At 38.6% G+C, this 22,882-nt stretch carries 28 protein-coding genes and 1 riboswitch; of the genes, 5 read left to right on the top strand and 23 right to left on the bottom strand.

What is annotated here, in order from left to right; genetic code table 11:
* Nucleotides 1-136: 136 nt before the first annotated feature.
* The 3 genes from DDE80_RS07355 to DDE80_RS07345 form a co-directional block, all read right to left on the bottom strand.
* Nucleotides 137-739: an S-layer homology domain-containing protein gene (locus DDE80_RS07355; protein ID WP_161952291.1), complete on the bottom strand. Its 603-nt coding sequence runs from the start codon at nt 737-739 to the stop codon at nt 137-139.
* Between the two features lie 276 nt (nt 740-1,015).
* A complete protein-coding gene (locus DDE80_RS07350) occupies nt 1,016-3,580 on the bottom strand; it encodes a vitamin B12-dependent ribonucleotide reductase (RefSeq protein ID WP_108307020.1) in 2,565 nt (854 codons plus the stop codon).
* Between the two features lie 174 nt (nt 3,581-3,754).
* On the bottom strand, nt 3,755-4,606 hold the full coding sequence (locus DDE80_RS07345) for a lipoate--protein ligase family protein (protein WP_486624546.1): 852 nt from the start codon (nt 4,604-4,606) through the stop codon (nt 3,755-3,757).
* 86 nt (nt 4,607-4,692) lie between these two features.
* Between DDE80_RS07345 and DDE80_RS07340 the strand changes: the two genes are divergently transcribed.
* A complete protein-coding gene (locus tag DDE80_RS07340; protein ID WP_108307019.1) occupies nt 4,693-5,082 on the top strand; it encodes a rhodanese-like domain-containing protein in 390 nt (129 codons plus the stop codon).
* Between the two features lie 55 nt (nt 5,083-5,137).
* On the opposite strand, the gene DDE80_RS07335 is transcribed toward DDE80_RS07340, so the two are convergent.
* The 12 genes from DDE80_RS07335 to comGA all read right to left on the bottom strand — a co-directional run bounded on the left by DDE80_RS07335 (nt 5,138) and on the right by comGA (nt 14,638).
* The gene (locus DDE80_RS07335) at nt 5,138-6,055 is read right to left on the bottom strand and encodes a tetratricopeptide repeat protein (RefSeq protein ID WP_108307018.1); all 918 of its coding nucleotides are present in this window, start codon (nt 6,053-6,055) and stop codon (nt 5,138-5,140) included.
* Nucleotides 6,056-6,134: 79 nt separating this feature from the next.
* The gene (gcvPB, locus tag DDE80_RS07330; protein WP_108307017.1) at nt 6,135-7,604 is read right to left on the bottom strand and encodes an aminomethyl-transferring glycine dehydrogenase subunit GcvPB; all 1,470 of its coding nucleotides are present in this window, start codon (nt 7,602-7,604) and stop codon (nt 6,135-6,137) included.
* Nucleotides 7,597-8,943: an aminomethyl-transferring glycine dehydrogenase subunit GcvPA gene (gene gcvPA, locus DDE80_RS07325; protein WP_108307016.1), complete on the bottom strand. Its 1,347-nt coding sequence runs from the start codon at nt 8,941-8,943 to the stop codon at nt 7,597-7,599. Before gcvPA ends, gcvPB begins: the two co-directional genes overlap by 8 nt.
* 22 nt (nt 8,944-8,965) lie before the next feature.
* The gene (gene gcvT / locus DDE80_RS07320) at nt 8,966-10,057 is read right to left on the bottom strand and encodes a glycine cleavage system aminomethyltransferase GcvT (protein ID WP_108307015.1); all 1,092 of its coding nucleotides are present in this window, start codon (nt 10,055-10,057) and stop codon (nt 8,966-8,968) included.
* 177 nt (nt 10,058-10,234) lie between these two features.
* A riboswitch (glycine riboswitch) is annotated at nt 10,235-10,323 on the bottom strand.
* Nucleotides 10,324-10,451: 128 nt separating this feature from the next.
* A complete protein-coding gene (locus tag DDE80_RS07315) occupies nt 10,452-10,967 on the bottom strand; it encodes a shikimate kinase (protein WP_108307014.1) in 516 nt (171 codons plus the stop codon).
* Nucleotides 10,968-11,001: 34 nt separating this feature from the next.
* Nucleotides 11,002-11,178, bottom strand: a complete 177-nt coding sequence (locus tag DDE80_RS15290; protein ID WP_201261506.1) for a hypothetical protein — start codon at nt 11,176-11,178, stop codon at nt 11,002-11,004.
* Nucleotides 11,165-11,593 carry a competence type IV pilus minor pilin ComGF gene (gene comGF, locus DDE80_RS07310; protein WP_108307013.1) on the bottom strand — a complete coding sequence of 143 codons (429 nt, stop codon included), beginning with the start codon at nt 11,591-11,593 and terminating at the stop codon, nt 11,165-11,167. Before comGF ends, DDE80_RS15290 begins: the two co-directional genes overlap by 14 nt.
* Nucleotides 11,584-11,847: a hypothetical protein gene (locus DDE80_RS07305; RefSeq protein WP_108307012.1), complete on the bottom strand. Its 264-nt coding sequence runs from the start codon at nt 11,845-11,847 to the stop codon at nt 11,584-11,586. The genes comGF and DDE80_RS07305 overlap by 10 nt, the downstream gene beginning before the upstream one ends.
* A gap of 17 nt (nt 11,848-11,864) precedes the next feature.
* Nucleotides 11,865-12,299, bottom strand: coding sequence for a competence type IV pilus minor pilin ComGD (gene comGD, locus DDE80_RS07300; protein WP_161952290.1), 435 nt, complete (start codon nt 12,297-12,299; stop codon nt 11,865-11,867).
* Nucleotides 12,289-12,591, bottom strand: a complete 303-nt coding sequence (comGC, locus tag DDE80_RS07295; protein ID WP_108307010.1) for a competence type IV pilus major pilin ComGC — start codon at nt 12,589-12,591, stop codon at nt 12,289-12,291. Before comGC ends, comGD begins: the two co-directional genes overlap by 11 nt.
* 11 nt (nt 12,592-12,602) lie before the next feature.
* Nucleotides 12,603-13,646, bottom strand: a complete 1,044-nt coding sequence (gene comGB, locus DDE80_RS07290) for a competence type IV pilus assembly protein ComGB (RefSeq protein ID WP_108307009.1) — start codon at nt 13,644-13,646, stop codon at nt 12,603-12,605.
* On the bottom strand, nt 13,643-14,638 hold the full coding sequence (comGA, locus tag DDE80_RS07285; RefSeq protein WP_108307008.1) for a competence type IV pilus ATPase ComGA: 996 nt from the start codon (nt 14,636-14,638) through the stop codon (nt 13,643-13,645). The genes comGB and comGA overlap by 4 nt, the downstream gene beginning before the upstream one ends.
* A gap of 278 nt (nt 14,639-14,916) precedes the next feature.
* On the opposite strand from comGA, the gene DDE80_RS07280 reads away from it, so the two are divergent.
* Complete coding sequence (locus DDE80_RS07280) at nt 14,917-15,159, top strand: DUF2626 domain-containing protein (protein WP_108307007.1); 243 nt, start codon at nt 14,917-14,919, stop codon at nt 15,157-15,159.
* Between the two features lie 41 nt (nt 15,160-15,200).
* On the opposite strand, the gene DDE80_RS07275 is transcribed toward DDE80_RS07280, so the two are convergent.
* On the bottom strand, nt 15,201-15,845 hold the full coding sequence (locus tag DDE80_RS07275) for an MBL fold metallo-hydrolase (protein ID WP_108307006.1): 645 nt from the start codon (nt 15,843-15,845) through the stop codon (nt 15,201-15,203).
* Between the two features lie 152 nt (nt 15,846-15,997).
* On the opposite strand from DDE80_RS07275, the gene DDE80_RS07270 reads away from it, so the two are divergent.
* Nucleotides 15,998-16,174 carry a DUF2759 domain-containing protein gene (locus tag DDE80_RS07270; RefSeq protein WP_108307005.1) on the top strand — a complete coding sequence of 59 codons (177 nt, stop codon included), beginning with the start codon at nt 15,998-16,000 and terminating at the stop codon, nt 16,172-16,174.
* Nucleotides 16,175-16,273: 99 nt separating this feature from the next.
* Here DDE80_RS07270 and DDE80_RS07265 read toward each other — a convergent pair whose 3' ends face one another.
* The 4 genes from DDE80_RS07265 to rpmG form a co-directional block, all read right to left on the bottom strand.
* Nucleotides 16,274-18,178, bottom strand: a complete 1,905-nt coding sequence (locus tag DDE80_RS07265; protein ID WP_108307004.1) for an LTA synthase family protein — start codon at nt 18,176-18,178, stop codon at nt 16,274-16,276.
* Between the two features lie 236 nt (nt 18,179-18,414).
* Nucleotides 18,415-18,630, bottom strand: coding sequence for a YqgQ family protein (locus tag DDE80_RS07260; RefSeq protein WP_108307003.1), 216 nt, complete (start codon nt 18,628-18,630; stop codon nt 18,415-18,417).
* A complete protein-coding gene (locus tag DDE80_RS07255; RefSeq protein ID WP_108307002.1) occupies nt 18,627-19,205 on the bottom strand; it encodes a 5-formyltetrahydrofolate cyclo-ligase in 579 nt (192 codons plus the stop codon). Before DDE80_RS07255 ends, DDE80_RS07260 begins: the two co-directional genes overlap by 4 nt.
* Before the next feature lie 60 nt (nt 19,206-19,265).
* On the bottom strand, nt 19,266-19,415 hold the full coding sequence (gene rpmG / locus DDE80_RS07250; RefSeq protein ID WP_008408521.1) for a 50S ribosomal protein L33: 150 nt from the start codon (nt 19,413-19,415) through the stop codon (nt 19,266-19,268).
* A 163-nt stretch (nt 19,416-19,578) separates the two neighbouring features.
* Here rpmG and DDE80_RS07245 point away from each other — a divergent pair, with 163 nt between their 5' ends.
* Nucleotides 19,579-19,956, top strand: a complete 378-nt coding sequence (locus tag DDE80_RS07245; protein WP_108307001.1) for a hypothetical protein — start codon at nt 19,579-19,581, stop codon at nt 19,954-19,956.
* Complete coding sequence (locus DDE80_RS07240) at nt 19,953-20,423, top strand: hypothetical protein (protein WP_108307000.1); 471 nt, start codon at nt 19,953-19,955, stop codon at nt 20,421-20,423. The genes DDE80_RS07245 and DDE80_RS07240 overlap by 4 nt, the downstream gene beginning before the upstream one ends.
* Before the next feature lie 68 nt (nt 20,424-20,491).
* Here the strand turns inward: DDE80_RS07240 and phoU are convergent, their stop codons facing one another.
* The 3 genes from phoU to pstA are packed head-to-tail and all read right to left on the bottom strand — an operon-like array spanning nt 20,492 to nt 22,882.
* Nucleotides 20,492-21,151 carry a phosphate signaling complex protein PhoU gene (phoU, locus tag DDE80_RS07235; protein WP_108306999.1) on the bottom strand — a complete coding sequence of 220 codons (660 nt, stop codon included), beginning with the start codon at nt 21,149-21,151 and terminating at the stop codon, nt 20,492-20,494.
* Nucleotides 21,152-21,163: 12 nt separating this feature from the next.
* Nucleotides 21,164-21,991, bottom strand: a complete 828-nt coding sequence (gene pstB, locus DDE80_RS07230; protein WP_235612297.1) for a phosphate ABC transporter ATP-binding protein PstB — start codon at nt 21,989-21,991, stop codon at nt 21,164-21,166.
* A 12-nt stretch (nt 21,992-22,003) separates the two neighbouring features.
* A complete protein-coding gene (gene pstA / locus DDE80_RS07225) occupies nt 22,004-22,882 on the bottom strand; it encodes a phosphate ABC transporter permease PstA (protein WP_108306998.1) in 879 nt (292 codons plus the stop codon).

Here is a 22,882-nt window from a genome sequence, read left to right as displayed (position 1 = left end):
AAATGAAGGCATTCGCCTATTGGCATTAGCATAGAAACAAAAACTCTTGGAACAAGAGGGTTAGCTCGGTCAGTTTTCGTTGGCTAGTAAAAGCAACGATAAGTCGAGAAGCCCCCACTTCAATTAGACCGCAAGGTCAATAAGTGGTGGGTAGTTCACTAACGCCAATACCTGACTTGATGTAGTAACGCATTTTATAACCACCAAAGTCAAAGCCTTGTAGCTCAATTACTACAACATTTTTATACGTAACGTTATTCACTTGGACCGTAGCATCTGTCGCAATAACAGACGTACGTTCGTTATGAACAGGGCCTTCGATTTGATTTACGCCAATCGCCAACGGCAAATGCGCATATAGTTCATAATGGGGTTCCTCACTTATTGCTGAATAGCCCATCTCAGATATGCCGTAATACGTTAAAATATTAGGGAAGTCACCCTCGATATTTTCCCACACCTCATTTTTACCATCATTGCCGAGGTGATGATAAGAGCGTAAATATGTATCACCATCTGCCGTAGTAATACGGTAGGTATAAACAGCATCCGTATCCATATCAACATCAGCTATTGTCAGTGTTGAGGCACGCGCTAAAAAAGCGGTAAAATGCGCACGTGAAACGGCTTTATTTGGATCAAAATAGGCATTACCATTACGATACGAACCTTTTGTAATATTTAACGCGCTAAGTGTACTCACATCTTTATAATAGGCATTATTTTTTTGGACATCCACAAAATCAGTAGGTTCAAAACCGGCTAGATTTGGCGAAGCATATTGTCTTTTGGGATAATTAAATCGTACAACGGCATATACGGGCTTAAATTTAATGTTTCTTGTTTAGAAATCATGGTCGCACCACCTCTTATTAGTTACGTTCATTATACTATGGAAAAGAAATTCAACGAATAGTAAAAAGCGATTGGGCAAACGGAAATCCGTTCGCCCAATCGCTTTTATTCATTTACTGGACTTTTTCAGTGCCCTCCAAAATTGTAAGAGAGTTGCTAATTATAAACCACATTTTAATTGTGCATTACAATTCGTACATGTATTGCAACCGCCAATTTCTTGGACAGTACCTTTACGACAAACAGGACATGTATTGCCAACATCTGAACCAACAACGGTTGTTGATTCTAATGCTTGGATTGTATCTACTAATACGACAGGGCGTTCGACTTCTACTTCCTCAAAGTCGCCACCAAATGATAATTGGTCCATATCATTTTCTTCTGCCTTTAGCGTTAATACTTGTGAGTCACGGCTACCATCAACGTATACCGTACCACCTTTAGCACCACCTTTATAAAGGCGCTCATACACTTGTTCAACTTGTTCTACAGTATAGCCTTTTGGTGCGTTCACTGTTTTAGAAATCGACGAGTCAATCCAACGCTGAATGATACACTGCACATCCGCATGTGCCTCTGGTGCTAAGCTCATAGCTGTCACAAACCACGCTGGCAAGTTTTCCCCGTCCGCTTCTGGATGACGGTCTAAATATTCTTGTACAATTTCAGCTTTAACTTCAATAAATTTACCTAAACGACCTGAACGGTAGTACGTAAATGAGAAGTACGGCTCAAGACCTGTTGCTACGCCTACCATCGTGCCAGTAGAGCCTGTTGGTGCAACGGTTAATAAATGCGAGTTACGAATACCATGCTCTAGTACGCCACGGCGAATATCTTCATTCATACCTTGCATAAAGCCCGTTTCTGTAAACGCTTGACGCAATGCTTGCGTTGCTGCTTCGTCTTCACCTTGTAAAAATGGGAAGCTACCACGCTCTTTTGCTAACTCAATTGATGCCTCGTAAGCTGTTTCGGCAATCGTTTTAAAGATTTCATTGACTAATTCATTACCGCCATCTGAGCCATACTCTTGCTCACAGTAAATTAATAAATCAGCGAGCCCCATCACACCAAGACCTACACGGCGCTCACCAAGCGCTTGAATGCGGTTGTCTTCAAGGAAGTAAGGTGTGGCATCAATTACGTTATCTTGCATGCGTACACCAACACGTACGGTTTCTCTAAGTGCAGCATAGTCTACTGTTTTTGTTTCTTTATTAGCGAATTGTGCAAGATTTACTGCAGCAAGGTTACATACTGAGTAAGGTGCTAACGGCTGCTCGCCGCAAGGATTAGTCGCTACAACTTGCTGACCGTATGCCTTAGCATTCGTTTTGTCATTGGCATTATCAATAAAGAAAATACCAGGTTCTGCCGAATACGTTGCACAAATATTAATTAAATTCCATAACTCACGTGCTTTAATTTTGCGGTACGTGCGCACTTTGTGACCAAGTGCTTCCCATTTACGCACATCGCCAACTTCATGCCATGTTTCGTTATAGACTTTCATTTCTTCAGGCGAATACTCTTCGACCGCAGGGAAGCGAAGCGCAAAATCTTCATCCGCTTCAACTGCTTCCATAAAGTCATCTGTTAACGTTACAGAAATGTTAGCACCTGTTAAAAATTCTAAGTTGTGTACGCTATACGTACCGCCATCACGCAGCTTGCTCTCTGCATCGCGAATAATTGCCTCATCGAAGCCACCGTAACCTGGAATATTTTTATAATTAACAATCCCTTGATACATCGCTTCTTCTTGTTGTGTCAGTGGTTTAAAATCAAGTTTTTCTTTTGCTAAACGAATAATTGAATCATCCGTTGTATTTTCAATTAAGTAGCGTAAAATACGTGGATTTTGCATTTTAGAAATAATAAATTCTACAATATCAGGGTGCCAATCAGCGAGCATAATCATTTGTGCACCGCGTCGGCTACCGCCTTGCTCAACTAAATGTGTAAGCTTCGCAATATCATCTAACCAGCTCACTGAGCCTGAAGATTTACCATTAACACCACGTGCTAATGTATTACGCGGGCGTAGTGTTGAACCGTTTGTACCAACACCGCCACCACGGCTCATAATTTCCATTACTTGCTTACGGTGATCGCTAATACCCTCGCGCGAATCGGCTACAAACGGCATTACGTAACAGTTGAAAAATGTCACATCTGTTTCTGAACCCGCACCGTAAATGACACGCCCTGCAGGAATAAAGTTAAGGTTAACGAGCTGATGATAAAATTTTTCAAACCATTCTTTACGTTTTTCCTCTGTTTTTTCAACAGCAGCTAGTCCTGTTGCATTACGCTTAGCAATTTGCTCATAAAAGATTTCAAGTGGTTTTTCAATTAAATCAATCGCTCGTGTAATTTTGCCTGTTGCTTGTTCTTCACTATTATCGAGAGATGAACGATAATCTTCCTCAATTAAAATTGTAGCCTCATTCGCTTGCCAATTTAGTTCAACAATCGTTCCTAAACCACGTGCAGGAAAACGTGGATCCGCTTTAATTGTTAATACGACAAAGTCGCCTTCTTTTAACGTCTTTTTTTCCGTATCCTTAAAAGAATAACGATCAATCATTACAAGACGTGAAACGCCCTTATGAGTAATATGCATATCCGCTGTAATCGGATGTACTTGTTTAAATTGTTTAATATCTTCGTTTAATTGCTGATAACTTGTCGCTTGCTCGGTTTGTGTGAACGCCACGCAAAGTCGCCTCCCCGTTTTTACTTATATAAATACACAAGATGCAGTGTTCGTAAACACTACATCTTGTATTTGGACGTATATAAACATACTATATATAGTTTTTCATTTCAACTATTGTATTTCTAACTATTTTGAGCTTAGTCGAAAAAAACGAGCAATAACAAGGGAAAATTATTTTTTAAAATTCCAATCATCATTAGCATATTTACGCTTTTCGATATCTTCAACATACTTTAGTTGTTCAGTTGTTAAGACCATCGGTTCAAATGTAATATCAAGGGCCGTTGCAAATCCTTCTTTAAAAGCTGTCACACATTCGTCAATTGTCACATCTCTGTCAATTAACGTATTCATGGCTACTGCTTTATGCGGCAATTTTTCACGCATTTTTTGCTTTACCTCTTCAGATGAAAAGTTAAACACAGATAATAACTTCTCTAAATCGAGTTTCAGTAAAATGGCACCATGTTGAAGTATAACACCTTTTTGTCTTGTTTGCGCACTTCCTGCAACTTTTTTTCCTTCCACAACGAGCTCATACCAACTCGGCGCATCAAAACATACAGCGCTCTTCGGTTTTTTTAAATCTTGCTGCTGTGCTTCTGTTTTCGGCACGCTAAAATACGCTTCCATGCCGAGATTTTGGAAGCCTAATAACAATCCTTCACTTAATACACGGTACGCTTCTGTTACCGTTTTAGGCATATTAGGGTAGCTTTCTGTCACGATAATACTATACGTTAATTCATGCTCATGCAACACCGCACGTCCTCCTGTGGGACGGCGTACGAAGCCTAAGCCTTGGTCACGCACAGTTGCTAAATTAATATCACGCGCTGCTTGTTGAAAGTAACCGATGGATAGTGTTGCTGGTTCCCACTCATAAAAACGAATAACAGGTGGAATCAACCCTTCGCTATGCCAATCTAGTAGCGCTTCATCTAAAGCCATATTATAGGACGGACTACATTTACCTGAATGTAAAAAATACCACGTTGTCACAATTATTCCTCCTAAATTCATTTTCTTTCGTATTGTAACAAACTCATTGGACTATCGCTAGTTGGTAATTTATAATAGGAGAGAAGAAAGAAAGGGGTCACATCGTTTTGTTAAAATCTATTTTAATTACGATTGCGATTGTTGCAGTCGTAGCCATCATTTATTTCTTAGTGAGTGGCGCACGTCTAAAAAAAGCTGTTATCACATTAACGCAAGAAGAATTTATTAAAGGCTATCGTAAAGCCCAGCTCATTGATTTACGTGAGGCTAAAGACTATGAAGCCGGTCATATCTTAGGTGCACGTAATATCCCAATGACGATGTTGCGTCAACGCTATAAAGAAATTCGTCCAGATTTACCGGTCTATATGTACGACCAAAACTCTGGTCGTAGCGCACGTACTGCGTTATTCTTAAAAAAACGTGGTTACGATCAACTTTATATGCTAGACGGTGGATTTAGTAAATGGACAGGTAAAATTAAACGTAAAAACTAATCAAAAAGGACTTCACCCGTAGTGGGTAAGTCCTTTTTATTATGCGTTTCTTCTATTATATAGTAGTTGTCTGACAGCTCTCCCATTCCTTGTCACCATCACACGCGGTATCATGCATAGGACAAAAATAATAACAGCACGGTAGCATAGCATCATTCGCAAAATCTTCGTCAATCATAATGGCGGCTAAAGGTTCAAGTGCAGCTAATTTCGCTAGGACCTGCTTAGCTTGTGTAATAGCTTGTTCAATATCCTGCTCCGTTGTCCATTCATCTATGTTTTGTTGTTGTGCCTCGCAAAGCTCAGCTTGTAATAGTTGCTCATAGTGCGCATAAAGAGCTGTATAACGTTCAGGGGCTACACGTTTCGCTAATTGTAAATGCACAAAGCACCATGTATCTAACGTATAGCCCGGTAATGCTTTATCCATCTCTACTAGGGCATCATCGTAACGCTCAAGTAGCACATAAACATCTGCACGCGCTAATGGCTCATCTTGGGGTATCATAGCAAGTAGCTGAGTGGCTTTTGTTGTATCTCCTGCCTTACTATAAGCCATTGCTGCTTGATAGGTATAATTTGCGCCAGCTAGCTCATAAGCACGCCCTGCTTCTAAATAGCGTTCATTTCGGTAATACGCCCCTGCTACATTATAATACGCTGCTTGGCTTGGCGCATGCTTATACACATACTCTACTAGTGACAAGGCTTCCTCATAGCGCTCAAGTTTTACCAAGACATAGCTATAAATCATAAAAGGTTGCGGCGTAACGGGCTTTTGTAAGATAGCTCGTTCAATATAATGAAGGGCTTTGCTAAAATCTTCAGCTTCTTCCGCATAGTAATAAGCAAGGTTCGTTAAGGTTACTACATTTGCTTGTTGCGCTACAAAAGCCTGTAATACTTCCTCTTCTTGCAGCGCATCACTCGTTCCATCCGCAATAGTTGTTATGAATGCTTTAATTTCCTTCATCCTATCCACCGCCTTATTAACTACGCCTATTGTAGCATAAAAAAACTGCGTTACACCATTAAGGCATAACGCAGCTATTTTATGCTTCGGTTGGTTGGTAGCGTAATACTGGCGTACGCGCTGCACGTGTTTCATCTAAGCGCGAAACAACCGTTGTATGTGGTGCTTCTTGTACGATTTCTGGATTTTCTTCCGCTTCTTTCGCAATTTGAATCATCGCATCGCAAAAAGCATCTAATGTTTCTTTTGACTCTGTTTCTGTTGGCTCAATCATTAACGCTTCCTCTACATTTAACGGGAAGTACGTTGTTGGTGGGTGATAGCCAAAGTCTAGCAGGCGTTTCGCAATATCAAGTGTGCGCACGCCAAGTTTCTTTTGACGACGTCCTGATAAAACAAACTCATGCTTACAATGACGATCAAATGGTAAATCAAAGTATTCTTGCAGACGACGCATCATATAGTTAGCGTTTAATACGGCATACTCAGTTACAGCTTTTAAGCCATCTGGTCCCATTGTACGAATATACGTATAAGCACGTACGTTAATACCAAAGTTACCGTAGTAAGGCTTCACGCGACCGATAGCTTGTGGGCGATTGTAATCAAAGTGATACGTACCATCATCTAATTTTACTAACACTGGTTTTGGTAGGAATGGGATTAAGTCAGCCTTCACACCAACCGGACCTGAACCTGGACCACCGCCACCGTGTGGGCCTGTAAACGTTTTGTGTAAATTTAAATGCACGCAGTCAAAGCCCATATCACCAGGACGTGCCTTAGACATTACCGCATTTAAGTTAGCGCCGTCATAGTATACTTTACCACCTACACTATGAATCAGCTCTGTCATTTCAATAATATTTTCTTCAAATAGACCAAGTGTATTTGGGTTCGTTAACATAAGTGCAGCTGTATCCTCACCTACTACTTTACGTAAATCCTCAATATCCACTAAGCCATTTTCGTCTGATTGTACAGTTACAGTTTCGAAACCTGCTACTGTCGCTGATGCTGGGTTAGTACCATGCGCTGTGTCAGGAACAATTACTTTATTACGGTGACCCTCACCATTTGCCTCATGGAATGCACGAATCATCATAAGTGCTGTCCACTCACCATGTGCACCTGCCGCTGGCTGAAGTGTAACTTCGTCCATACCAGTGATTTCCATTAAAGACGTTTGCAAGTCATAAAGTAATTCCATTGCACCTTGTACCGTTGATTCGTCTTGTAGCGGGTGAACATTAGCAAAACCTGAATAACGCGCAACCGTTTCGTTCACTTTTGGGTTGTATTTCATTGTACAAGAACCTAATGGGTAAAAACCTGAATCTACCCCGTGATTACGACGTGATAGTGCTGTATAGTGACGCATAATATCAAGTTCGGCTACTTCAGGTAAAGCTGCTTTTTCCTCGCGTACATAACCTGTTGGTAGTAAATCAGCTAGATCATATGCAGGTACATCAAGCGCCTCTAGGTTATAGCCAACACGGCCTTCTTTCGTCAGTTCAAAAATAAGTGGTTGATTATCCTTATGCATGAAGAGCCCCCATTTCCGCAACGAATGCATCGATTTCTTCTTTCGTACGAATTTCTGTTACCGCAATTAATGCGTGGTTTTGTAATTTTTCATCTACACGACCTAAGTCAAAACCACCGATAATACCTTTTTCAATTAACCCTTTGTTAATTGTTGTAATATCTTTTTGTGCTTTTACTACAATCTCATTAAAGTGTGCACCTTGATAAGCTACTTCGAAACCTGCTTTTTCAAAGGCTTCTTTTGCATAGCGCGTTTTTACGATGTTTTGTGTAGCCATCTCACGTACGCCTTCTTTACCTAGTGCTGTCATAGCTACTGATGCTGCTAATGCTAATAACGCTTGGTTTGAACAAATATTTGATGTCGCTTTGTCACGACGAATATGTTGCTCGCGCGCTTGTAATGTTAATACATAACCACGGCGACCTTCCTCATCGATAGTTTCACCAACTAAACGACCCGGCACTTTACGCATTAACTTTTTCGTTACCGCAAAGTAGCCACAGTGTGGTCCGCCAAAGCTCTCAGCAATACCAAATGGTTGTGCATCACCTACTGTAATGTCTGCACCTAATTTACCTGGTGGTGTTAAAATACCTAACGCTAGTGGGTTAGCTGATACTACAAATAATGCTTTGTTAGCATGCGCTACCTCACCAATTGTTTTAATATCTTCTACTTGACCAAAGAAGTTAGGGTACTGCACCATTACAGCTGCTGTAGTATCGTCAATCATTTCTTCTAATGCTTGTACGTCTGTTACACCATTTTTTTGCGGTGCCACCACGACTTCAATTGATTGACCGTGCGCATATGTGCGTACTACATCGCGGTATTCAGGGTGTACCGTCTCAGAAATAATAATCTTTTTACGGCGCGTATGACCTGCTGCTAACATGCCAGCTTCTGCTAAAGCGGTACCGCCATCATATAAAGAAGAGTTTGCTAAATCCATACCTGTTAATTCAGCAATCATCGTTTGGAACTCAAAAATCGCTTGTAATTCACCTTGAGAAATTTCAGGTTGGTACGGCGTATAGGCCGTATAAAATTCTGAACGTGAAATAACATGATCAACAATAATTGGTTTGTAGTGATTGTAAACACCAGCGCCTAAAAATGAAACATTCGCTGCAGTATCTTTATTTTTCGCAGCCATTTGTGCGAGTTCTTTCATTAAAGCCGCTTCTGATTTTGCGGGTTTAATATCATACATTCCTTTAAAACGCACTTGTTCTGGAATATCTTCAAATAATGCATCTATTGAAGATACACCAATCACATCTAACATTTCTTGTTTATCTTGTTCTGTCATTGGTAAATAACGATGCTTCATAATAGAATAACCCTCTTTTCGCTTATTTTTTTCGTGTATAGAAAGGCGTAGCTACAGTTTTGACCTGCAGGCGTTTATTGCGAATTTCAATTTCATATACTTCATCTAATACTGCATACGCCGTGTCAACAAGCGCATTACCAATATTACGTTTTGTCATCGGCGATTGCGTACCTGTTGTTACGACACCAATTTCCTTGTCATCTTTAAATAATTTATAACCTGTACGTGGAATACCTTTATCAATCATCTCAATACCTATAATTTTGCGCGGCTGGTTTTCCTTAATAGCGATAAGCGCATCTTTACCGATAAAGTCGGCTTCTTTCGTAAGTTTTACAGCAAAACCAATACCCGCTTCTAATGGGGAAATATCAGCTGACATCTCTTGACCATATAAAGGTAAGCCTGACTCAAAGCGTAGTGTATCACGCGCACCTAAACCTGCTGGTACAACTTCTTCTTCAGCTAAAATTTTATCCCATAGCGCAACAATTGCTTCGGGAGCGCCGTAAATTTCAAAACCGTCTTCTCCTGTATAACCACTACGTGAAACTAACACAGGATAGCCTGCTACTTCAACGTCTTGAGCAAAGCGGAAAAATTTAATTGCGCTTAAATCCTGTGCTGTTAAACGTTGCAAAACTTGTTCAGCTAAAGGACCTTGCAATGCAATTTGACCGTAATTTGCCGAAACATTTTGAATATCTACAGCAAAGTTCCCTTTAGCTTCTAACATCCAATCGAAGTCTTTTGCTGTGTTAGCTGCGTTTACTACGAGTAAATAATGATCTTCGCCTAGTTTATACGTTAATAAATCATCAACCACACCGCCGTCTTCATAACACATCGCTGTATATTGCGCTTGGTTTACCGCAATTTTAGCAATATCATTCGTTAGTAAATATTGCAAATAAGGTAGCGCATCTTTACCTGTAACAACAATCTCGCCCATATGCGAAACATCGAATAAGCCTGCACGATTACGCACAGCATCATGCTCCTCTTTAATCGATGAAAATTGCACAGGTAAATCCCAACCTCCAAAATCAATCGTTTTAGCGCCGTGTGTTGCATACGAATCGTATAATGGGGTACGTTTTAAGTTTGACATGGTCATTCCTCCTTGAGTAGTGACGGGTTATTCTATTTTTTACATAAAAAAAGACAGAAGAACCCCTTAATTAGGATTCTCTGTCCTTGCACCTGAAAGTTACACCGCGACTAAGTCAAGCGGCTTTCCCCTTTGGTGGCTACGCTGTACTATGACACGTAACACTCTCCAGAGTTGCGTCGCGTACGAGTCCTTTTGCCTGAGAGATTCGTAAGTTTACTTGCTCCTTCGGCGGCGCTTCTAGCGCTCTCTCCCCGTACATTCATCCGCCCAAGAGAAACTCTTGGTTCTATTCAATCACTCATTTGAGTTTATCCTACCTTGAAACTACTAAAAAGGCAATCTTTTTTTAGCAATTGGCACAGAAGGCGAATAATTGAATTAGAAAAACGATTTATTGTCCGCCTTTTAATCGTCTTACTTGGAATGCAATGTAGTCTAAAATTTGGCGTACCGACCGATTTTCAGTGAGTACCCGAATATGTCCTGCTTGACGATAAAAAGGACGTCTGTATTGATACAGCTCATAAAGTTGTTCTTTTGTGGAGCTTTGCACAATAGGACGGTTTTTATCATTGCGGATACGTTTATAGATATCCTCAAATGCAGCGTCTAGAAAAAATACGAGACCAGTTTGTCGCATAATTTTACGGTTTTCGGCATTCATAGCTACGCCACCACCCGTTGAAATAATACATGCTTCATCTCTAAACTCACGTAAAAAGTCTGTTTCAATTTTGCGAAAATGCGCTTCGCCATATCGTTCAAATATTTCGGGAATTGACATCCCTTGTCTTCTAACAATTTCTTGGTCCATGTCATAATAAGGCATTTTTAAAAAATAGCTTAATCTGCGCCCGATTAAACTTTTTCCACACCCCATAAAACCTACTAAATATATTTTTTGCATGCCTTCACCTTCTTTATAACTACGATTGTACACGTTACACAGGATTTTGTCTCATTAAATTTATCGTAGCACGAATGTTAGCTTTTTCCAACATTTCATAGGTAGACATTTGCGTCATATAAAGGGTGGCGTAAACCGTTACAGCAGAGCTTATTAAAAATAATAATGTTAATGCCAATAATAAGATAGCGCCTTGCTCATTTCGGCACATAAAAAGATCGCTCCTTTTCTAAGCCATTTAAAAACTTTACATACACTTTTACTTCTTCACCATTATACGTATACTGGACATTTTCAATTCGCATTAATACAGGCTCATGTCCTTTATTATCAATTCGCTTTCGCATCAAATACCCGTATTGCTCAAAAATAACAATGGCATTTGCTTGTTCAAGATAAACTGCACGTTTATCATAAGTAGGTGTTACAGAGACGAGATCATATAAATAGCTTTCAAAATATTGCACGAATAACTCAAATTCTGTTTCTTCTTTATTGTAGGCAGCATGGGTGAATTTCATTAAATATTGCATGCTGTATAAAATCGCACCTGAAAATACAATGATAATAAACAATTGCAACATAGCTTCTATAAAAGTAAAGCCGCGCTCATTTTTTATAAACATCGCTCATGCCTCTTTGTCGTCTGATAAACCACGCACACACGTCCATCGTCATATTGCCAATGATAAGAAATGCCATCTACACGATACGTTCCTGTTGTAGCAATACCTTGATGTTTAACCGCTTCTAACATCGCCGCTGAAGCATGCAATGCTTGCTTACGATTAAGTTGCTGATTATACATTTGATAATGTAGCGGAATAAATAACGTAACAATTAAACTTAACACGACAACACCTAGCAATGCCTCTATCATAGAAAATCCTCGCTCTTTTACATTGATATGCCCTGTCTCCCCTTTCCTATATAAAATATAATTTCATAATCGGTTTTACCTTGCCTATTAAACTTATGACGCATAATTTGACTAATCGAACCGAGGTTTGTGTATTCAATATAACTTACTTGGTGAATTGTCATTTGGTAGCTTACTGTTTTAGGATAGGCGGTTTGCTTCAATACTTTACCGTTAGCCGTAACTGCATACCCGCCACCTGCTGCATTAAAGTTCACCCTGACTCTCGTACGATTGCCCATAGCATAACTTTGAGCATAATATAAATCTGCATGCATTTTTTCAAAAAAATCTCGTTCTTGGTAATTTGTCATCTCATAGAGAATGATACGGCTCGAAATCAACGTTACGATAGCAACTACGAGTAGGACAAGTAACATTTCAAGCAATGTAAAGCCGCGTTCATTTAACACGATAAACTTGACCATCTTTGATTTCGATTAACGTCTTTTTATCTGGACATTTTTCTTGCTCTGTTGTAATGTACTCATTTGTTATTAATTGGTCAATTGTAGGATAGTCCATGTGGTCAATACGATAGGCCTCGACCTGCGTTTGCACCATTGACACATGTGCTTCGCAACCTTTGTCATCAATCATTTTGAAATGTTGAGCGATATTGGGCAACATTACTAAAATTAAAATCGCGATAATAAACAAAACAACTAACATTTCTACAAGCGTAAAACCTTTTTCACTTTTCATCATAAACCTCCTTAAAATTTCATCATATTATAAATCGGCACGAGTAAACTTATATAAGCAGCTACAATACATAACGCTATAATGACAAACAATAAAGGCTGCATAGCAAAAATAATGCGCTCCATGCCTTTAGTCGTCTTCTCCTCTAATAACTCGCTATAAATTAATAATTCTTTACTTAAAAAACCGCTTTGCTCACCGTGCGTCACGAACTTAACGAGTTGCGGTAATAACTCATCATTTAATTGCAATATTGTAATAAGCGGGGTTCCTTGTAATACGTGAGCGTGTATCGTCGTCGCTATATGTTGAATATATGGATGATACTTTTGTTGACTTAAAATTTGTAAACTGTCCTGTAAAGCAATACCTGCATGTAACAAGCTACCTAAATGATGAGCAAACTGCTTCGTTAGATGGGTTTGTTGCACGGTGCGCCAAACAAAAATTTTACGTTGCAAAGATAACTGACGTGCTATAGGTTGTTTTCTAATATAAATTTTCGCTACTGTAATGGCAATGATTATAGTAAGAAAAAGGAAAAGGAAGAAGTCAGGTAAATACAGAAGGTATTCATACACGGGGGAGCTCGTATTACTTTGACGCTGAGCGGTAATAGCCGTAATGCGAGGAAAAAAAGCTGTACGAAAAACAAGAAACATAAGAAACAATAAAGTAAGTAATGTCACGGGGTAAAGTAAAGCTTGTTGAAACTTACGCTTTAAATGCTCTTCAATAGCCATACGTTCTGCAATTCGGGCAAAAGCTGCAATCATTTCTCCATTTTCTTCCGCTATCGTTAATGTGATCAAGTGATGCGCTGGCACTTGAAAAATTGCCATAATGGTTACTACGCCGTGTCCTTCTCGCAGCTGCTCCATCACTTGTGTTGTCGCTAACTGCACATCTTGCACATGATGAGGTAATAGTAAAATAACGGCTTCCGAAAATTGATAGCCTTCCGCTACTAATTCACTTAACTTTTTCATAAAATTAACTTTATCCCGGACACGGACGGCATGATTAAACTTTTGCTGGGCTAGCCACTTCTTCATTTGCGTGACTCTCGTTGTGCTATCATCAACTTTTGTCGGGCTAACGAGTATTCCGCCGGCAAACTATACCAGTCCCCTGTTCGTATCGCACGAAAAGCGTCAGCAAGATGATCACCTTGTAAAATTTCATAGATGGCACTGCGGCTCTCGCCTACCGAAACAAGTTGTTGGGCTACGATACCCGCAACACTTTGACGTAAGTCTTCAAAAGAGATACCTAAAGAAAGCATACGATACAAACACCCTACTGTATCTTTAGCGTGTACTGTCGTTAATACTAAGTGCCCCGTAAGTGCCGCCTCTATCGCTACTTTCGCTGTTTCTGCATCGCGAATTTCACCGACCATAATAACATCTGGTGAGTGACGCAAAATCGCTTTCAGCCCTGTAGCATATGTTACACCTGCTCGTTCATTCACTTGAATTTGCAAAATGTTTTGTTGATCACTCTCAACAGGATCTTCAAGTGAAATAACATTGCGCTTTAATTGGTGCGCGCTATGATGAATTAAAGCATAGAGGGAGGTCGTTTTTCCGGAGCCTGTAGCTCCTGTTAAAATAATAATACCTTGCTCGATCTGGGTAAGTTGTAAGAGTGTTTCAGCGCTGTGAGAGAAATAGCTAAGTTGTTGAAGTGCTGTGGATTGGTTTTGGAGTAATAAGCGGATAATTAAACTTTCTTTCATTTGAATCGCGGGTAAAGTGGAGACACGAAATGCATAGGTTTGATCGTTAAACTGCTGCTTAAATGCACCGCTTTGAGGCTTTCTTTTCTCACTAATGTCTAAAGAGGATAGAAATTTAAAATATGAAATCATACGATCTCCTAAGTCAACCGTAATTTCTCCTACTTCAATGCGGTAATTATTCCGTTTAAAGTACAAATAATAACTTGATTCTAACGGTGTGAGCTGTATATCAGATGCTCGAAATGAAATTGCTTTTTGTAATAATTGATCACACTTCTTTTCAATGACTGACTCAACTACCATTGTATAAACTCCTTTCTTTTTGAACTTATTTGCAGTATAAACGGTACTCGTGCAATTGAAAAGAGGGTTGAGTAAAGTTGCATTTTGCTAGGTTTTTCATATCGAAAATACAATTTTGCTTCATTTTGCTTTAAGATAATTTGTTTTTCAGTAGATTTTCAAGCAAAATCCTTCTGTTTGTCACAAGTTAATTGAAGTTGCGGTTTACATCTATAGCTCTATTCACTTATAATGAAGTAGAGATTATTTTGTCTTTTTGTAAAAGGAGGGAATTATGAATGGATAACGTGTATAAAATGCTAGGTTTCTGGACAGGGATCTTTGCAGTTATGTTCTACCTTGGTGGTATGAATGAAATTTCGCTATTATTCTTAGGTAATACTGGTCTATTTATTTTATTAGGTTTCTTAAAATTATCAGAGCGTATGTATATGTACATTTTCGGAGCATATTTAACGATTTTCTTCGCAGGCTTCACGTACTACACAACTTTCCTTCACGTACCTGGTGGAGGTCACTGATAAAAAAACTGCTGTCACGTATGACAGCAGTTTTTTTGCGTTTAAAAACCATTTAAAAATGGATTGCTCTCCATTTCATCTTGGGGTGTTGTAGGTCTACCATGCCCTGGGTAAATGACGGTAGCCTCTGGTAGCGTTAATAATTTATCATGGATAGAAGCTAACAATACCTCCGCAGAGCCCCCGTATAAGTCAGTGCGACCTATGCTTTGCTCAAACAATGTATCACCGACAATCGCAAAGCCGTCTTCTTCAAAAATATAACTGATGCTCCCTGGTGAGTGCCCCGGTGTAAATGCGACACGGAAAGTAAAATCGCCAATCTTCATCTCACCTTCCTCATCAATAATTGTTTCTGAAGCTGGTGGTGCTACCGTATAGTTAGGCAACATCGCATATTTTCCAGAGCCATTTTTAGCAGGATCACTTAGCCAACTCACTTCTTTATGATGTAACCATAAAGGTAACTCAAACGCCTCACGTAAAGCATCTACGGCACCGATATGATCAAAATGTGCATGTGTTAACAAAATAGCTAAAGGTTTTAAACCATTGCTCCGTATGGCTTTAATTACTTGAGCGGCTTCTTCTCCTGGATCAAATATTAAACACTCTTTCGCCTTATTTGCTACGATGTAACAGTTAGTCTGTACTGGACCTAATGCATAACTTCTTACACTTAACAATCTCATCACCTCTTTATTAGTATACGCTATTTGACCATAAATGTTCATACAATGCCATATTTTAGCTCTCGACAAAAGCTATATTACCATTTACAATAAAGAAGGAATATTTTTTACGATAATACATAGTATTGTCGAAAGGAGTGCTATTCATGAACTTATTAATGGTTATTTTTGGTTTAGTAGCGATTTTATCAGTAGTGGGTACTTTCCAAGCAATTAAAGAGAAAAATGTTTTAAGCATTATTTTCAACTTGGCAAGTGCTGCTGTGTTCGGTTGGTTCACAGTAATGACAATCATCGAACAAGGTTACCCACCAACATTATAAAATCAGCATAAAAAGAGTGTCCGCTTCGGTGGGCGCTCTTTTTATTATGGCCAAATAAAAATGCGAGACGATGTGATAATCGTCTCGCATTTTTGTACTTTACTGTCGTACCGATGATTCTTTTAAGTTACCTGTTTTTTCATCATAAAAACGCATTAAGTCGCCATTAATAATCGCATCTGAATTTTTTAATTCGAGAGACGCACGGTCAATAAATGGCTGACAAGATTCAATGTTATCTAATGGTTCACCTGTTGCACGGTCATAACAAACTTCCCCTGCATAGACATACTCGTCTGTAATAAAGCGACCGTCACGGAAAATAACAAAGTCTTCATGCTCAGGTGAGAATAAATCAGCACCTAATTGTAAATCTTTTGATGTTTCAATACCAAGTAGATGTAAGATAGTTGGGCGTAAATCAATTTGACCTGCAACCTCATCCATTACCTTACCATCACCAGCACCTGGAATATGAATAAACAGTGGCACCGCTTGTAACAATGCACTATCGTAAGGTGTAATAGACTCTTTATCTAAATACATAGACATTGCCTTATTATGGTTCTCAGAAATACCATAGTGATCACCATACATGACGATAATTGAATTGTCATAAACACCTTGTTCTTTTAATTGTTCGAAAAATACTTTAACGGCTTCATCCATATAACGCACGGTTTGGAAGTAACGATTTAATGTGCCAGAGTTGGAATCATACTCGTTAATCATTTTATCTTCTTCATCTAAATAAAATGGATAGTGGTTAGTTAATGTAATTAAGCGTGAATAAAACGGTTGTGGCATTTCACCGATATGCTTCGCTGACTGCTCCATAAACGGAATATCTTTCATACCCCAGTTTACCGCTTCTCCTTCGCCAATTTCATAAGAATTGACATCATAAAACTTATCAATATTTAACGACTTGTACATCATATCACGGTTCCAAAATGATTTATTATTAGGGTGTTGTACATTCGTAAAGTAACCATTCTCATTTAAACGGTTAGCAAGTGAGTTGTACGTATTACCACCATGTGTAAAGAAGACGGCACCGCGGCCTAAGCCGAATAATGAGTTTTCGAAAATAAATTCAGAGTCTGACGTTTTACCTAATCCCGTTTGATGGTAAAACTCATTAAAATAAAATGTATCTTTATCTTGTGTTAATGAATTTAAAAATGGTGTAACAACTTCGCCGTTCATTTCATTATTAATGACAAAGTTTTGCAATGACTCTAATGATACAGCAATCACGTTACGTCCTTGGTATTTACCAAACATTTCAGGGTTAACAGCTGCCTGATTAGAACGAATATAGTTGTTTACTTCAACTAATTCACTACCATCTGCGAGTGCTCGCTGTGCTGAAGATTTTGACTGAATATAAATATCATATAAATGGTAGTTATACGTACCAATGTTTTTCACTAATAATTCGCGGTCAAAACTACGTGTTAATAGTTGAGGACGCTCGGTTTCTGCTAAGCCTAAGTTTAAAAACAACATCGCAACAGCAAGCACAAAGTATGCGCGACGGAACTCTACATTTACTTTAAGCATGCTCTCTTGCATTTTTGGTGCTAGCTTCATCGCAACGATTAATACGATGACATCAGCAAAAAAGAAAATATCCGTTAATTGAATCGTCTCAAGCGCTGAATTACCTAAGTCACCAAAGTTGCTCGTTTGCATAAGTACCGGTAGCGTTACGAAATCGCTAAAGAAACGGTAAAACGCTGCATTACCGTATAATACAACAGATAATAAAGTAGCGACAGTTATAATATATCGATTTCGTCCTTTAGTTGTTTTGAAAAATAATGAAATCCCATAAATAAATAATAAAAAGCTAAGTGGATTGATAATTAAAATTAAGTGCTGCATCGGGTTTTCGATTTTCATATCAAAACTCGTGTAGTATACCACTACCGTTTTAATCCACGTTGCTAGTATGGCAAGAATTAAAAGCGAATGCTTTGGCCATTTTTTTGACTCCATTCTCGACATCCTTTCTCTATTGTTTGCGAGTGCAATCATGTGAAACAAAATCTATCGTAAACTTTTTTACAAAAATACGCAATAATTATCTATCAGCTTAACAAACTTTACGTCAAATTGAAAATGTATCGCCTATATTAATAGTATACGTTTTTGTAAGCGTAAAGTTTCATTTGTGTAAAAGTGAGTAGCTTTTCACAAAATTAAAGAAAGACACCTCGTATTGTGAAGGTGTCTTACGCATCGTCTTGTTGCATTTTACTACGTTCTTTCGTTTCACGCTGACGAATGAGTAGTAGCGCCATTTGATAGTCCTTAATATCTAGCACTTGTGCTTTATATAATTCTTTAATTTCATCTTCCATTAATGCTAAATCTCCAAGTGGGTCACGCGTATAAATAAACGTACCATACTCTTTTAACAAATCATAAATATCTGCCATCGTTTTCATTGGCTATCCCTCTCTTGCACACAGTTTACTACTGCGGTGTTGGTTATTAGCGTATCAATAGGTATATCATACACATCTCTTGGCACCTTGTCACGCACCTGGCAATCAAAAGCTAATGCTACAGTAGGTAGTGGATACATTGCTAAAAACCGATCATAGTAGCCTCCGCCAAAGCCAATCCGATAACCTTGAGGGGAAAATACGACACCTGGTACAATGACAATATCGATAATGTCTGGCGTTATTTCCTCGCAAACGACAGGATTAGGTTCACGTAAATCCATATACACCGTCTCCAATTGCGTAAAGTCTTCTAATATGTAAAATTTCATCGTTTTAGTAGGCGTTTCACATTTTGGTACAACTACCGTTTTACCGAGTTGCCAAAGTGCTTCAATGATTGCTATTGTATCCACTTCAGGACGACGCGATACCGTAACCGCAATTGTAGTTGCTTCCATTATAATAGGTAAGCTTAACAACTTATGCCCAAGCTCGTGTGAATCATTTACATAAGTACGATAGGTCATTTTTTGTAGATTAGCTAAAACTTCTTTACGTAGTTGTTGCTTCATTTAAACACCCCCAAAATAAATAAAAGCCAAAACCACCGAGGGCTTTGGCTAATAGAGCGATTACTTTGTTTCACGGTGAAGAGTGTATTTCTTCTCGCGAGAGCAATATTTTTTAAGTTCAAGACGCTCTGGATTGTTACGCTTGTTTTTCTTTGAAATATAGTTACGTTCGCCGCAGTCTGTGCAAGCTAAAGTAATATTTACGCGCATTATTAACCCTCCCACTCTATATGTTAAATTTTAATTTTATGAGCATGTTTCATACGACTTTTCAATTATAACATAATCCGCAAAAAAATCTAGTATCATTTCATATTAAGTTGACGTATGCTAAAATAGCTATAACATACTATTATCTATGAGGTGATCGTGCATGACCTTACCTATTATTTTAATGAGTTTAGGGCTAGGTGTAATTGTTATTTCCTTCTTTATAAAAGACAGTAATAAACAGCTTGAAAAGCAATTTGATGAGTTATCTATCAGTGTTTTTCAAGAAACGAATGCTTTAAAAAAGCGCTTAAAAATTGTGGAGGAAGAGTTATTTCTTGAACCCCAATTTCAAGTGAAAAAACCTACTACTAAAACAACACCGGTTGCTAAAGCACCAGAAAAACCTATTCATGATATTTTAAAAAGCCAGGTAATTGCGTTGAATAAACAAGGCCTATCCATACCTGAAATTAGTGCGCGCTCTACATTAACTGAAGAACAAGTACGTTATGTACTTGCTGCAGGAGGTAACAAATGAGAAAAAGCACTTTACGCGCATTTGGTATTGGGCTCTTCCTAGCAGGCGTATTTGCCTTTTTTTATGATCAAATTATGATAAGTGATGACCAAAATACTAAAGCAAAACCTCAACAAGAAACGCCGGTTAAAGCAGAAAAAACACCGGTAGCGGATAAACCAGACAAAGCCCAAGTCGCAACGCCTACAAAAAAAGAAGTTGAGCCCAAAGTTGAACAGAAAAAACCCGAACCAAGCGAGCCTAAGCCACAAGCTACAGGTGATGTAATTTATCAACTTAAAGTTTATAGCGGCGCTACGCCCACTTCTATTGCAGCGGATTTACAAAGTGCTGGCATCGTTGAAAATAAAGAGGATATGGCCATTTTATTAGCTAGCGAAAAATACGCACGTTCTATCCAAGTCGGTGTCTATAATATTACAGATACAATGACACTAGAAGATATCGCTATTATGATTACGAACTAATCTACTTTATGACGCGCATAGATCAAAAAGGCTCTCTGAGAAGGAATGTCTCAGAGAGCCTTTTGCTTTTACGTATTTAATTCATAATGTCGTCCTTTTACTAAATAAAATAAATGTTCTGCAATATTAGTAGCATGATCAGCTGAACGCTCTAAATAGCGACAAATGAAGCTAAGATGTGATATTTGCTTCGTCTTATCAGGGTGCTCTGCGCCAGCACGAATTAATAGTTCTACGGTTGCACCGTATAAGTCATCCACATAGTCGTCTAAATCCGCCACTTCTTTTGCGAGTATCGTGTTTTCTTCAACAAATGCTTTCACAATGCCTTGTAACATTTCTATGGCTTTTTGACACATCGACTTAAAGTTTGTCATAGGGAAAATAATCGGTTCTCGTCCAATGCGTATCGTTTCTTTCGCAATATTAACCGCATAATCGCCTACTCGCTCCATATCTGAAGCAGCCTTAATAATGACCATTAAACGTCGTAAGTCTGTAGCAACAGGTTGTTGCTTAGCAATTAATAAAATAACACGATCATTAATCTCTTCTTCTAAATGATTAATATCATTATCATCTTCAATTATTTCAAGCGCTACATCTAAATCTTGATCTAGCAATGCTTGAAATGAACGCTCTAACGCTGCAATGCTCATCGTGCATAACGCCACTAACTGATCTTGTACCGCTTGAATATCTAAATCAAATCTTTCTCTCACTGACATAGTAACAGCTCCTTATCCGAATCGGCCTGAAATGTAATCTTCTGTACGTTGGTCAGAAGGGTTTTGGAAAATATTATCGGTTTCGTCATATTCAATAACTTCACCATTTAAGAAAAAGGCTGTACGATTAGAAATACGTGCCGCTTGTTGCATATTGTGCGTTACGATAACAATCGAATATTTTTCTTTTAATTCTTGAACGAGCTCTTCTACTTTTAATGTAGAAATAGGGTCTAACGCACTTGTTGGCTCATCCATTAAAATAACATCCGGTTCAATTGCTAAACAGCGTGCAATACAAATACGCTGTTGTTGCCCACCTGACAGCCCGTAAGCATTTTGATTTAAGCGGTCTTTTACTTCATCCCAAATAGCTGCGCCACGTAAAGACTTCTCTACAATCTCATCTAATATTTTTTTGTTTTTTATGCCGTGAATACGTGGCCCATAGGCAATATTATCGTAAATAGATTTCGGGAACGGATTCGGTTTTTGGAACACCATGCCCACATGCGTACGCAACTCTTCTACTGCGTAGTCTTTTGATAAAATATTACGCTCACGGTATAAAATTTCGCCTGAAGTGCGCACAATTGGCACTAATTCTACCATGCGATTCAATGTTTTTAAGTACGTAGATTTACCACAGCCTGAAGGACCTATAATAGCTGTTACTTCATTTTCATAAATATCTAAATTAATATTTTTTAGACCATGATGTTCACCATACCAAAGATCTAACCCTCTTGTTTCATATACAATGTTTTTTTGCACCGGTGCAATGACGTTGTCTCTTGTGACAATCGTTTCTTTAACAGGTGCTTCTTTTGCTATAACCATTTTGGTCACCTCTTAATAACGTTTTTGGAATTTATTTCGAATAAATACGGCAATTGAGTTCATAAAAATTAATACAGCCATTAAAACGATAATACCTGCTGCTGCAACATACTGGAATTCCTCTTGCGGACGCTTTGCCCAATCATAAATTTGCATAGGAAGCGCAGTAAACTCACTAAAGACGCTAGTAGGTAAGAACTGTAAAATAACAGGAATACCGATAACAACGAGTGGCGCTGTTTCACCGATAGCGCGAGAAAGAGCTAAAATACTACCCGTTAAAATGCCTGGTATAGCCGCAGGTAATACAACACGTACAATCGTCTGCCATTTTGTAGCCCCCATGCCATAAGAAGCTTCACGTTGTTCATTCGGGACAGCACGAATGGCTTCTTGTGCAGCAACAATAATAACTGGGAGAATGAGTAGGCTCATCGTTAAACCTGCTGCTAATACACTTTTACCAAAGCCAAATGTACGCACGAAAATTGTTAAGCCTAATAAACCAAAAACGATAGATGGTACGCCTGCAAGGTTTGAAATATTCATACGAATAAAGTCGTTTAGTTTATTTTTCTTTGCATATTCCTCTAAGTAAATCGCTGTACCTACACCCAAAATGATAGATACCGGGGCAACTACTGCCATTAGCCATAGTGATCCTATTAATGCCGCTTTAATACCTGCTTTCGCTGGAAAGCGCGATGCAAAATTAGTTAAAAAATCTGCCGTTAAATACCCGGCACCTTGCGTTACAATGCGGTATAAAAGTACAGCTAGTGTAATTAAGGCAAATGTAGTAGCTAGAAAAAATAAAAATTTCCAAATCTTATTGTATAATAAGCGCTTTGACATACGCTTCATTACGAGTGTATCGTCAATATATTTCAT

Origin of the sequence: Metalysinibacillus jejuensis, assembly GCF_003057615.1 — a bacterium.
GTDB lineage: Bacteria > Bacillota > Bacilli > Bacillales_A > Planococcaceae > Metalysinibacillus > Metalysinibacillus jejuensis.
The sequence above is the reverse complement of the archived record's forward strand: the minus strand, read 5'-3'. Positions and strand labels throughout refer to the sequence as shown.

What these genes read in the sequence shown, in the direction of transcription:
- DDE80_RS07345 (WP_486624546.1), bottom strand. Translation starts at nt 4,606, where the DNA reads ATGAATTTAGGAGGAATAATTGTGACAACGTGGTATTTTTTACATTCA.
- DDE80_RS07335 (WP_108307018.1), bottom strand. Translation starts at nt 6,055, where the DNA reads ATGAAGGAAATTAAAGCATTCATAACAACTATTGCGGATGGAACGAGT.
- gcvPB (WP_108307017.1), bottom strand. Translation starts at nt 7,604, where the DNA reads ATGCATAAGGATAATCAACCACTTATTTTTGAACTGACGAAAGAAGGC.
- gcvPA (WP_108307016.1), bottom strand. Translation starts at nt 8,943, where the DNA reads ATGAAGCATCGTTATTTACCAATGACAGAACAAGATAAACAAGAAATG.
- gcvT (WP_108307015.1), bottom strand. Translation starts at nt 10,057, where the DNA reads ATGTCAAACTTAAAACGTACCCCATTATACGATTCGTATGCAACACAC.
- DDE80_RS07315 (WP_108307014.1), bottom strand. Translation starts at nt 10,967, where the DNA reads ATGCAAAAAATATATTTAGTAGGTTTTATGGGGTGTGGAAAAAGTTTA.
- DDE80_RS15290 (WP_201261506.1), bottom strand. Translation starts at nt 11,178, where the DNA reads ATGTGCCGAAATGAGCAAGGCGCTATCTTATTATTGGCATTAACATTA.
- comGF (WP_108307013.1), bottom strand. Translation starts at nt 11,593, where the DNA reads ATGTTTATAAAAAATGAGCGCGGCTTTACTTTTATAGAAGCTATGTTG.
- DDE80_RS07305 (WP_108307012.1), bottom strand. Translation starts at nt 11,847, where the DNA reads ATGATAGAGGCATTGCTAGGTGTTGTCGTGTTAAGTTTAATTGTTACG.
- comGC (WP_108307010.1), bottom strand. Translation starts at nt 12,591, where the DNA reads ATGAAAAGTGAAAAAGGTTTTACGCTTGTAGAAATGTTAGTTGTTTTG.
- comGB (WP_108307009.1), bottom strand. Translation starts at nt 13,646, where the DNA reads ATGAAGAAGTGGCTAGCCCAGCAAAAGTTTAATCATGCCGTCCGTGTC.
- comGA (WP_108307008.1), bottom strand. Translation starts at nt 14,638, where the DNA reads ATGGTAGTTGAGTCAGTCATTGAAAAGAAGTGTGATCAATTATTACAA.
- DDE80_RS07280 (WP_108307007.1), top strand. Translation starts at nt 14,917, where the DNA reads ATGGATAACGTGTATAAAATGCTAGGTTTCTGGACAGGGATCTTTGCA.
- DDE80_RS07270 (WP_108307005.1), top strand. Translation starts at nt 15,998, where the DNA reads ATGAACTTATTAATGGTTATTTTTGGTTTAGTAGCGATTTTATCAGTA.
- DDE80_RS07265 (WP_108307004.1), bottom strand. Translation starts at nt 18,178, where the DNA reads ATGGAGTCAAAAAAATGGCCAAAGCATTCGCTTTTAATTCTTGCCATA.
- DDE80_RS07260 (WP_108307003.1), bottom strand. Translation starts at nt 18,630, where the DNA reads ATGAAAACGATGGCAGATATTTATGATTTGTTAAAAGAGTATGGTACG.
- DDE80_RS07255 (WP_108307002.1), bottom strand. Translation starts at nt 19,205, where the DNA reads ATGAAGCAACAACTACGTAAAGAAGTTTTAGCTAATCTACAAAAAATG.
- rpmG (WP_008408521.1), bottom strand. Translation starts at nt 19,415, where the DNA reads ATGCGCGTAAATATTACTTTAGCTTGCACAGACTGCGGCGAACGTAAC.
- DDE80_RS07245 (WP_108307001.1), top strand. Translation starts at nt 19,579, where the DNA reads ATGACCTTACCTATTATTTTAATGAGTTTAGGGCTAGGTGTAATTGTT.
- DDE80_RS07240 (WP_108307000.1), top strand. Translation starts at nt 19,953, where the DNA reads ATGAGAAAAAGCACTTTACGCGCATTTGGTATTGGGCTCTTCCTAGCA.
- phoU (WP_108306999.1), bottom strand. Translation starts at nt 21,151, where the DNA reads ATGTCAGTGAGAGAAAGATTTGATTTAGATATTCAAGCGGTACAAGAT.
- pstB (WP_235612297.1), bottom strand. Translation starts at nt 21,991, where the DNA reads ATGGTTATAGCAAAAGAAGCACCTGTTAAAGAAACGATTGTCACAAGA.
- pstA (WP_108306998.1), bottom strand. Translation starts at nt 22,882, where the DNA reads ATGAAATATATTGACGATACACTCGTAATGAAGCGTATGTCAAAGCGC.